9 protein-coding genes are annotated in these 9,625 nt (G+C 71.4%); 7 read left to right on the top strand and 2 right to left on the bottom strand.

Annotated elements, in window-relative coordinates; genetic code table 11:
* Both BH719_RS09855 and BH719_RS07170 read right to left on the bottom strand, forming a co-directional pair.
* A partial coding sequence (locus tag BH719_RS09855) for a tetratricopeptide repeat protein (protein ID WP_342671359.1) occupies nucleotides 1-655 on the bottom strand: 655 nt, incomplete at its 3' end.
* A gap of 46 nt (nucleotides 656-701) precedes the next feature.
* On the bottom strand, nucleotides 702-1,376 hold the full coding sequence (locus tag BH719_RS07170) for a hypothetical protein (RefSeq protein ID WP_050790637.1): 675 nt from the start codon (nucleotides 1,374-1,376) through the stop codon (nucleotides 702-704).
* Between the two features lie 520 nt (nucleotides 1,377-1,896).
* On the opposite strand from BH719_RS07170, the gene nrdF reads away from it, so the two are divergent.
* The 7 genes from nrdF to BH719_RS07135 form a co-directional block, all read left to right on the top strand.
* Nucleotides 1,897-2,856 (top strand): class 1b ribonucleoside-diphosphate reductase subunit beta, encoded by a 960-nt coding sequence (nrdF, locus tag BH719_RS07165; RefSeq protein WP_009744149.1) that lies wholly within the window; start codon nucleotides 1,897-1,899, stop codon nucleotides 2,854-2,856.
* 232 nt (nucleotides 2,857-3,088) lie between these two features.
* Nucleotides 3,089-3,793: an FHA domain-containing protein gene (locus BH719_RS07160; protein WP_009744148.1), complete on the top strand. Its 705-nt coding sequence runs from the start codon at nucleotides 3,089-3,091 to the stop codon at nucleotides 3,791-3,793.
* Nucleotides 3,790-4,296 (top strand): FHA domain-containing protein FhaB/FipA, encoded by a 507-nt coding sequence (locus BH719_RS07155; RefSeq protein WP_009744147.1) that lies wholly within the window; start codon nucleotides 3,790-3,792, stop codon nucleotides 4,294-4,296. The genes BH719_RS07160 and BH719_RS07155 overlap by 4 nt, the downstream gene beginning before the upstream one ends.
* Before the next feature lies 1 nt (nucleotide 4,297).
* On the top strand, nucleotides 4,298-5,623 hold the full coding sequence (locus BH719_RS07150; RefSeq protein WP_009744146.1) for a PP2C family protein-serine/threonine phosphatase: 1,326 nt from the start codon (nucleotides 4,298-4,300) through the stop codon (nucleotides 5,621-5,623).
* Nucleotides 5,623-7,014 carry an FtsW/RodA/SpoVE family cell cycle protein gene (locus BH719_RS07145; RefSeq protein WP_009744145.1) on the top strand — a complete coding sequence of 464 codons (1,392 nt, stop codon included), beginning with the start codon at nucleotides 5,623-5,625 and terminating at the stop codon, nucleotides 7,012-7,014. The genes BH719_RS07150 and BH719_RS07145 overlap by 1 nt, the downstream gene beginning before the upstream one ends.
* Nucleotides 7,011-8,465: a peptidoglycan D,D-transpeptidase FtsI family protein gene (locus tag BH719_RS07140; RefSeq protein WP_009744144.1), complete on the top strand. Its 1,455-nt coding sequence runs from the start codon at nucleotides 7,011-7,013 to the stop codon at nucleotides 8,463-8,465. The genes BH719_RS07145 and BH719_RS07140 overlap by 4 nt, the downstream gene beginning before the upstream one ends.
* Nucleotides 8,466-8,479: 14 nt before the next feature.
* A partial coding sequence (locus BH719_RS07135; RefSeq protein ID WP_009744143.1) for a serine/threonine-protein kinase occupies nucleotides 8,480-9,625 on the top strand: 1,146 nt, incomplete at its 3' end.

The raw sequence follows: 9,625 nt of genomic DNA, 5'->3' as shown, positions 1-9,625 counted from the left end.
CCGGCGCCTCGGGGGCGGGCCCGGAGACAGGCTGCCCGCTGTCCTCCGTGCCCGTCGGGGCGCTGTCCACCGGGGCGGGCCCGCCCGGAGCCGGACCCGCTGGGGAGTGGTCGGCGCCCTGAGGGGCGGTCGGGCCCTCCTCGGGGACCGGGTCGTGCCCGCCGTCCGACGGGGCCGGGGCCCCGCTGGGCGCATCGTCAGAACGAACCGGATCCGCAGTCGGCGCACCGTCGGAAGGAGCCGGGGCCTCGCTGGGCGCGCCGCCGGAAGAGGCCGGGGCGAAGCGGGAGGATCCGGGATCGGCCGGATCGGCCGGCCCAACAGGGGCGGAGGGCGCGGGCGGAGCCCCGTGAGACGACTCGCGCGGAATCGCGGGCGGTGCGCCGACGGAGGGCCCGGGATCGGTTTCCCCGGCGCCAGTGGAGGGCGCCCCACCGGTGCTCGCGGGCTGGCTGGGCATTCCGAGAACCCGCCGCATGAGGGCTGCGGCATGCTCGTTGGCCGGGTCGGCGGCCAGGACAGCGCCCAAGTGGGGGACGGCCTCCGGGCCCCGCCCGTCAACGATGAGCAATTCGGCCAGGTGCACGCGCAACGGCAGGTCCTCCGGCCGTTCTGCGACAACGGCCACGAGGGAGTCGATCAGCGGATTCGTCATGCACCAAGCCTACCGACTGGCAAGGCCGGGACGATTCCGAGCGCCCTCAGGTGTGCGCCGCCCCACTGCGCGCGCCCCCACTCGGGGAAACGCCGCTCAGCGCATCCCCACTCGGGGAGCCGCCGTTCGGCGCCGCCCACCGCGAGGGCCCGGACGCGGCTCCATCCGGGTCTTCCCGGTCATTCGCCGCCCCGCCCGGGGCCTCCGGGCCCTCCCCGCCGTGCGCGGCATCCGGAGAACCGGCAGCAGCGTCCGCTTCCACCGCGCCGCCCACGGCTCCATCATCAGCCGGGCCACCCGCATCCACTGGGGCCCCCTGGTGCCCTCCGGCGGAGTCCGCGCCCGGCGCCCCCGCCTCGTCGGCGCCGGGACGGAACGCCTCGTCCGACGAACCGCCCTCGGGTTCGGGCATGTCCGAGTAGGGTTGAGCGTCCTCGGCCTCGACATGCGCATCGGGATCGAAGGACACGACTTTGGGGGTGGAGTCCGGGTCGGTCGCCCCCGCATCGGCCTCGTCGAAAACGGGGACCACCGGGGCGGGAGGCCGCCAGTCGGCGTCCTCCTCGGAGAACTCGGGGATCACGAGGGCATCGGGGTCGCCCGGGGCGTCGGGGTCCTCGTCGAAGGACCGCATGGCCGCGGGCCGCACCGGCTGGGGCATCTGCTCGGCGGGGGAAACCGGCTCTTCCTCGCCGCCCGGAATCCAGCGTTCGTCGCTCATGCCGCTACCCTACCCCAGCGCCCAACAGGAGCACGCCGACGACCCGGAGCCGGCAGCCCCCGCGCGCCAGGCGGCCAACCGCGGCGTGAACACGGTGGTCGGGAGGGTCCACGCCGGTTCCCCGAGTCGGAACACGGGAAGAAACCGCTCCTCGCGCGCCAGGGCACGGGCCACCGCATCGGGGGCACAGGACCCTTCCTGCCGGTGGCGGAGCCGACCAGACGGCGTGCCCAGCGGGCGCGCCCCCCGCATCGGGGCAGGCAACAAGTCATCGGAGTAGGCGAATTGCCTACCCCAATGGGTGGTTCCCTGCCCCAATGCCGCAACCGGGCCCGGAAGCGCCCGTAGCGCGAGCGCTGGCGAGGGCCCCGCCCACGGCGCCCAGCGGCGCGGGCCCTCGCGCGGGCCCCCGGGATGACGAACGGCACCGCGTTGCGCGTGTGAGCCCGGCGCGGCCCCCGGGTACCCTGGTCACCATGCGCGGTAACCCACGCGCACCCGTCGACAGCAGGAGGACTCCATGACCGGACCGGTGTTCGAGGCCATCAACTGGAACAGGATCCAGGACGACAAGGACCTGGAGGTCTGGGACCGCCTGACCGGGAACTTCTGGCTGCCCGAGAAGGTGCCGCTGTCCAACGACCTTCCCTCCTGGCAGACCCTGAACAAGGACGAGCAGACCATGACGAACCGCGTGTTCACGGGCCTGACCCTGCTCGACACCCTGCAGGGCACTGTGGGCGCCGTCTCGCTGATCCCCGACGCGCGCACGCCCCACGAGGAGGCCGTGTACACCAACATCGCCTTCATGGAGTCCGTCCACGCGAAGTCCTACTCGTCGATCTTCTCCACACTGCTGTCGACCGAGGAGATCAACGAGTCCTTCCGCTGGTCCAACGAGAACGAGGCCCTGCAGCGCAAGGCCCAGATCATCAAGTCCTACTACGACGGGGACGACGCGGAGAAGCGCAAGGTCGCCTCCACGATGCTCGAGTCCTTCCTCTTCTACTCGGGCTTCTACGCCCCCATGTACTGGAGCGCGCACGCGAAGCTGACCAACACGGCCGACCTGATCCGCCTCATCATCCGCGACGAGGCGGTCCACGGCTACTACATCGGCTACAAGTACCAGCTGGCTGTGGGCGAGTCCACGCAGGAGCGGCGCGACGACCTCAAGGACTACACCTACTCCCTGCTCTACGAGCTCTACGAGAACGAGGAGCAGTACACCGAGGACCTCTACGACCCCCTCGGCCTGACCGAGGACGTCAAGAAGTTCCTGCGCTACAACGCGAACAAGGCCCTCATGAACCTGGGTTACGAGGCGCTCTTCCCCCATGACGCCACCGACGTGAACCCGGCGATCCTGGCGGCCCTGTCGCCCAACGCCGACGAGAACCACGACTTCTTCTCCGGTTCGGGCTCCTCCTACGTGATGGGCGAGGTCGTGGACACCGAGGACGAGGACTGGGACTTCTGAGCCCGGCCGCCCCGCCGCCCGGGGCGGGGGCGGCGGGACCACGCGGCCCCGGCGGGCGGGCCACCCGGTCCCCGCGGACGGGCCCTCCCCGCGGCAAGGCTCCCCGCAGGAGGGGCCGACCCTGCGCCACCGCCTCATCTGGCAACGGCGGTTAGACTATCCCCCGAGGGGGTGCGACCCGGACCCCCAGGCCAGCACGCACTGAGTACCGCAGGGCGACAAGGAGACACGAATGAGCATCTTCGACCGCTTTGAGAGCGCCGTCGAGCGCGGCGTCAACGGCGCCTTCTCGCGCGTGTTCCGGTCGGGGATCAAGCCCGTCGACATCACGACGGCCATCAGGCGCGCCATGGACGACCACGTCCAGGCCGTCACCGCTGAGCGGATCATCACAGCGAACCACTTCACCGTCCACGCCTCGAACGCCGACCTCGACTCCCTCGAGGCCAGCCTCGACGTCCTCGCCGACGAGTTCGCCCAGCAGGCCACCGAGCACGCGATGGCCAACGGCTACGCGCTGCTGGGGCCCGTCGTCATCGAGTTCGTCGCCGACCCCACAGCGTCCTCGGGCACCCTCAGCGTAGACGCCGAGAAGCGCCGGGGCCCGGCCGCCCCGGCCACCGCCTCGTCGGCCTCCCCCGAGCACCCCATCATCGACGTCGACGGCGACAAGTGGCTGCTCACCGAGCCGATCACCGTCATCGGCCGCGGCTCCGAGGCGGACATCGTCGTGTCCGACTCCGGCGTCTCCAGGCGCCACCTCGAACTGCGCATCACCCCCACGGGCGTGATCGCCACCGACCTCGGCTCCACGAACGGCACCTTCGTCGAGGGGCACCGCATCGACGCCGCGACACTGCTCGACGGCAACCAGATCGTCATCGGACGCACGAAGATCCTCTTCTGGACACATCCCGACCAGGGCGGAGCTCTATGACCACCGACCTCGCATTCACCGTATTCCGCATCGGCTTCCTGGTCCTCCTGTGGCTGCTGGTGCTCGCCGCCGTCAACACCCTGCGGCGCGACATCTACGGCACCGTCGTGACCCCCCGGGGCAAGGGCCGCTCCAAGGCGGACGAGCGGCGCCGCCAGTCGAAGAAGAAGCGCAAGGAGGGCGGCAAGCGCCCGACCGCGGGGGCCCCCCAGACCCCCAAGGACCTGCTGCTCACCGGCGGGCCCCTGGTGGGGACGATGCTGCCCCTGGGGGACGCCCCCATCGTCATCGGGCGCTCCCCGGCCTGCACCCTGGTCCTCGAGGACGAGTACGCGTCCAGCCGCCACGCCGCGTTGAGCCCCCAGGCCGACGGGTGGTGGATCGAAGACCTCTCCAGCAGGAACGGCACGTTCATCGACGACGAGCGCCTCACGGGCCCGCACCAGTTGAAGGTGGGCGACGTCATCCGTATCGGCCAGACGACCCTCGAATTGGTTGGGTGAAATGTCCGCACACGCAGTTCAGTTCCACTACGCGGCGCGTTCCGACGTCGGCCTGGTGCGCTCCAACAACCAGGACTCCGGTTACGCGGGCGCCAACCTGCTGGTCCTCGCCGACGGCATGGGCGGCCCGGCCGGCGGGGACATCGCCTCCTCCGTGGCCCTCGCCCACCTGGTGCCACTCGACACGGACTCCCACCCGGCGGACTCGATGCTGCCGCTGCTGCGCGAGGCGCTCATGGACGCCCACGAAGAGCTCACCGACCGCTCGAGCCGGGACCGCGACCTGGAGGGGCTGGGCACCACGTGCATCGCCCTCATGCGCAGCGGCAACCGGCTGGCGATGGTCCACATCGGCGACTCGCGCGCCTACGTGCTGCGCGGGGACACCCTCACGCAGGTCACCACCGACCACTCCTTCGTGCAGTACCTGGTCGACACGGGCCAGATCACGCCCGAGGAGGCCGAGCACCACCCCAACCGCAACGTCGTGCTGAAGATCCTCGGCGACGCCCAGGCGGATGTCTCCCCCGACGAGACCGTGCGCGAGGCGGTGGTCGGCGACCGGTGGATGCTGTGCTCCGACGGGTTGTCGGGCCTGGTCTCCCCCGAGACCATCGGCCAGGTCATGGCCGAGCGCGAGGATCCGGGCGAGTGCGCGGAGGAGCTCATCGACCTCGCCCTGCGAGGCGGCGGCACCGACAACATCACGTGCGTCATCGCCGACATCGTCCCGGCCGGCAAGTTCCCGCCCGCGCCGCCCGAGATCGTGGGGGCGGCCGCGGCCGACCGCCACGCGAAGTCCCGGGGCGGCAAGGGCGCTGCGGCGCGGGCAGCGGGACTGGGCTCCCACGCGGTGGGCCTGGACGACGAGGACGACGAGGCGGAGGGCCGCGGCCGCTCGGCCTGGTGGACGCCGGTCTTCGTGTCGCTGGTGACGGTGCTGGTCGCCGCGGCGGGCTGGTTGTCGTGGGCGTGGAGCCAGAGCCAGTACTACGCCATCGGCCAGGACGGCTACGTCGTCATCCACCAGGGGATCCCCCAGTCCATCGGGCCGTGGAAGCTCTCCCACGCCATCGAGGTCACCGAGGTCAGCCTGGCCGAACTCACTCCCGTCGACCAGCAGCGCCTCACCTCGCCGGTGATGCGCTCCTCCCGGGCCGCCATCGACGAGTACCTGGCGGGCCTGCGGCGCACCGCTGAGGACGCGCGCGCCGCCCAGGACGCCCACACCGCCCAGTCGGGCCAGCCCCAGTCCGGTGGGCCCCAGTCGGGCACGCCGCCCCAGACGGACGGCGCCGCCCAGAGCGGCGACGGGGGCGCGTCCTGATGGCAACGGTGTCGATCGCCCCCGCCCGCTCGCGCAGGCTCGTGGAGGTCCTCCTCCTGCTCCTGGCGCTCGCCGTCGGCGTCGGCGGCTACGTCCTGGCCTCGTTGAACTACACGGGCGCACTGCCCGCGAACCTGTTCACCCACGTGGCCGTCCTGGTCGTGCTCGCGGTCGTCGCCGAGGTCGGCGTCCACTTCCTGGCCCCCTACGCGGACCCCGTGATCCTGCCGGTCGCCGTCGCCCTGACGGGGCTGGGGCTGGCCATGATCTACAGGCTCGACCTGTCCTACGAGCGCCTCGGCGGGGAGACCGTCGGCATGCGCCAGGGCGTTTACGTCGCCGCCTCCATCGTCCTGGCGGCGCTCTTCCTGACCGCGGTGCGCGACCACCGGAGGCTGCGGCGCTACACCTACACCTTCGGCGCCCTGTCGCTGGTGCTGCTGCTGCTGCCGATGATCCCGGGCCTGGGCACCGAGACCTACGGCGCCCGCGTGTGGATACGCCTGGGGCCCATGAGCCTGCAGCCCGGCGAGCTGGTCAAGATCACCCTCGCCCTGTTCTTCGCCGGCTACCTGGTGACCAACCGGGACAACCTGGCCATCGGGGGCCGCAAACTCCTCGGCCTGCGGCTGCCGCGCGGGCGCGACCTGGGCCCCATCATGGTCGTGTGGCTGATCGGCATCGCGATCCTGGTCCTCCAGCGCGATCTGGGGACCTCCCTGCTTTTCTTCAGCCTCTTCGTCGCCACCCTCTACGTGGCGACGAACCGCCCGTCCTGGCTGCTCATCGGCTTCGTCCTCTTCGTCCCCGCCGTCGCGGTGGCGGTGAAGGCGTTCCCCCACGTCGCGAACCGTTTCAACGTGTGGCTCAACGCACTCGACCCCGACGTGTACTCGGCGACGGGCGGCTCCTACCAGGTCGTCCAGGGGCTCTTCGGGCAGGCCTCGGGCGGGCTCATGGGCTCCGGGTGGGGCCGCGGGTACCCGCAGCTGGTCCCCCTGGCCAACTCCGACTTCATCCTCTCGTCCTTCGCCGAGGAACTGGGCCTGACCGGGATGGCGGCGATCCTGGTCCTCTACCTGGTCCTCATCCAGCGCGGCCTGCGGGCCGCCGTCACCGTCCGCGACGGATTCGGGAAACTGCTGGCCACCGGCCTGAGCTTCTCGCTGGCCATCCAGCTGTTCGTCGTCCTGGGCGGCATCACCCGGCTGATCCCGTTGACCGGCCTGACGGCGCCGTTCCTGGCGGCGGGGGGCTCGTCCATGGTGTCCTCGTGGCTCACCGTCGCCCTGCTGATCCGCGTGTCCGACGCCGCGCGCCGCCCCGCCTCGACCCCCGCGCCGTGGAACTCGGGGGTCCATGAGCCCATGAAAGCAGGTGACGCCCAGTGAACAACCAGATCCGGCGGATCTTCATCGTCGTCCTCATCATGTTCGCACTGCTGGGCGCGGGCATGACGAACACGCAGTTCGTGGCCGCCCCCGCCCTCAACGCCGACGAGCGCAACCAGCGCACCATCCTGCACTCCGCCGAGATCGACCGCGGCCCGATCATCGTCAACGGCAGCGCGGTCGCCTCGTCCACCAAGCAGGACGGCAGCCAGCGCTTCGAGCGCTCCTACTCCCAGGGCCCCCTCTACGCGTCCGTGACCGGCTACTTCTCCTCCGTGATCTCCCAGTCGACGGGGCTCGAGTCAGCGGCCGAGGAAGTGCTCGACGGGCAGTCCCAGTCCCTGTTCGCCCAGCGCCTGCGCAACCTGTTCACCGGGGCGGGCCGCCAGGGCGGCGGCGTCGTGCTGACCCTTGACGACAAGATGCAGCAGGTCGCGGCCGAGCGGCTCGGCGACCGACGCGGGGCGGTCGTGGCCCTCAACGCGAAGACGGGGGCCGTCCTGGCCCTGTACTCCTCGCCCAGCTACGACCCGAACTCGTTGGCGGTCTTCGACTCCCAGTCCGTGAACGACGCCTACGGGGCCCTCCTGGCCGACCCGAACAGGCCCCTGGTGAACAGGGCCATCGGCGGGGACCGCTACGCCCCCGGGTCCACGTTCAAGATCCTCACCGCGGTCGCCCTGCTGGAGAACGGGATCGCCACTCCAGACACGCGGATGGACTCCCCTGTCTCCACGACCCTGCCCGGCTCGTCCACCCAGGTGGAGAACATCGAGTCCTCACAGTGCGGCGACGGGAAGCCGACGCTCACCGAGGCCTTCGCGCGCTCGTGCAACACGACTTTCGTGCTCGCCTCCAAGTCGCTGACGAACCAGCAGCTCTCCGACGTGGCGAAGCGCTTCGGCTTCGGCACGGAGCAGGCCATCCCCCTGCCCGTGACCCCCTCCGTCTTCCCCTCCGACACCGACGCCGCGCAGCTGGCGATGAGCTCCATCGGCCAGTACACCGTGCAGGCGACGCCCCTGCAGATGGCCGAGGTGGCCCAGGCCGTCGCGAACAAGGGGACCATGATGGCGCCCTACTTGATCGACCAGGTCGTGGACGCCGACCTGCAGACCCGTTCGACCACGGAGCCCGCGCAGCTGGGCAAACCGGTCACTCCTGAGATCGCGAACCAGGTCACTGCGATGATGCGGGCCGTTGTCTCGCAGCCCTACGGCTCGGGCTCGTCGATGGCGATCCCGAACGTCGCGGTCGCCGCGAAGACCGGCACCGCGGAAACCGGCAACGGCGCGCGCGCGAACGCCTGGGCAGTGGGTTTCGCGCCCGCGGACGACCCGCAGATCGCTTTCGCCGTCGTCGTCGAGGGCGATGAGGCGGAGCCGACGCCGCACGGCGGCACCGTCGCGGGCCCCATCGCCCGCGCGCTCCTGGAAGCGGGGCTCCAGTGACCCCCATTCAGAAGATGACATCCGGCGCGGGGCGCGTCCTCGGCGGCCGCTACACCCTGCTCACCCCCATCGCCCAGGGCGGCATGGGCGAGGTCTGGAAGGCGCGCGACCGCGTCAGCGGCCACATCGTCGCCGCGAAGGTGCTGCGCCCGGAGCTCAGCGGCGAGGAGCTGTCCTTGTCGCGCCTGCGCCTCGAGGCGCGCAATTCGATGAGCATCTCCCACCCGAACATCGCGAACGTGCAGGACTCCGGCGAGGAGGACGGCATCGGGTGGATCATCATGGAGCTGGTGGAGGGGTTCCCCCTCACCGACTACCTGCGCGGCGGGGCCCGCTTGGCCCCCGAGTACCTCATGCCGGTGCTCGTGCAGGTCGCGATGGCACTGGGGGCCGCCTCGCGCGCTGGCGTCGTCCACCGCGACATCAAGCCCGCGAACATCCTCGTGCGCCCCGACGGCGTGGTCAAACTCACCGATTTCGGTATTTCGCGCGCGACCGGCCAGGTGAACCTGACCGCTGTGGGGATGGTCATGGGTACCGCCCAGTACCTGCCGCCCGAACAGGCGATGGGCGAGGTGGCCACCCCCATCGGCGACCTCTACGCCCTGGGGGTCATCGCCTATGAGGCGGCCACGGGCAAACGCCCCTTCACGGGCGAGACCCAGGTGGACATCGCTTTCGCCCACGTCAACGACCCCGTGCCGCCCCTGCCGGACTTCGTGCCCGAGCCCCTGGCGGACGTGATCCTGCACCTGCTGGAGAAGGATCCCGCCAAGCGCCCCGAGTCCGGTTCCGCCGCCGTCCGCGAGCTGGCCGGCGCGGCGAAGGCGATGGGCATCCCGGTGACCCCCACTCCGCTGCCGCCGCCGAGGTCCGTGTCCCGGTCCAACGCCCCGCGCACCCCGGTCCAGCCCTCCGTCCCCATCGTGGCCCCTGTGCGCCACAAGCCGAGGCGGACGCTGCCCGAGGAGCTGCTGCGCCCGCCGGAGGGCCTCGTCGCGCGGCCGCGGCCCGCATCGGACCCGCAGGTGCGGATCTTCGACGAGGTGGACCCCGCGCCCCCGTCGTCCGGCCCGCCCCAGATGCTCTCGCAGCAGCTGCCCGCAGCGGCCCCCATGCCGATGCGCACCCCCCTTCCCCGGCCGTCAGCCAGGGCGCGG

This window comes from Pauljensenia hongkongensis, assembly GCF_001746855.1.
Lineage (GTDB): Bacteria > Actinomycetota > Actinomycetes > Actinomycetales > Actinomycetaceae > Pauljensenia > Pauljensenia hongkongensis.
The sequence above is the reverse complement of the archived record's forward strand: the minus strand, read 5'-3'. Positions and strand labels throughout refer to the sequence as shown.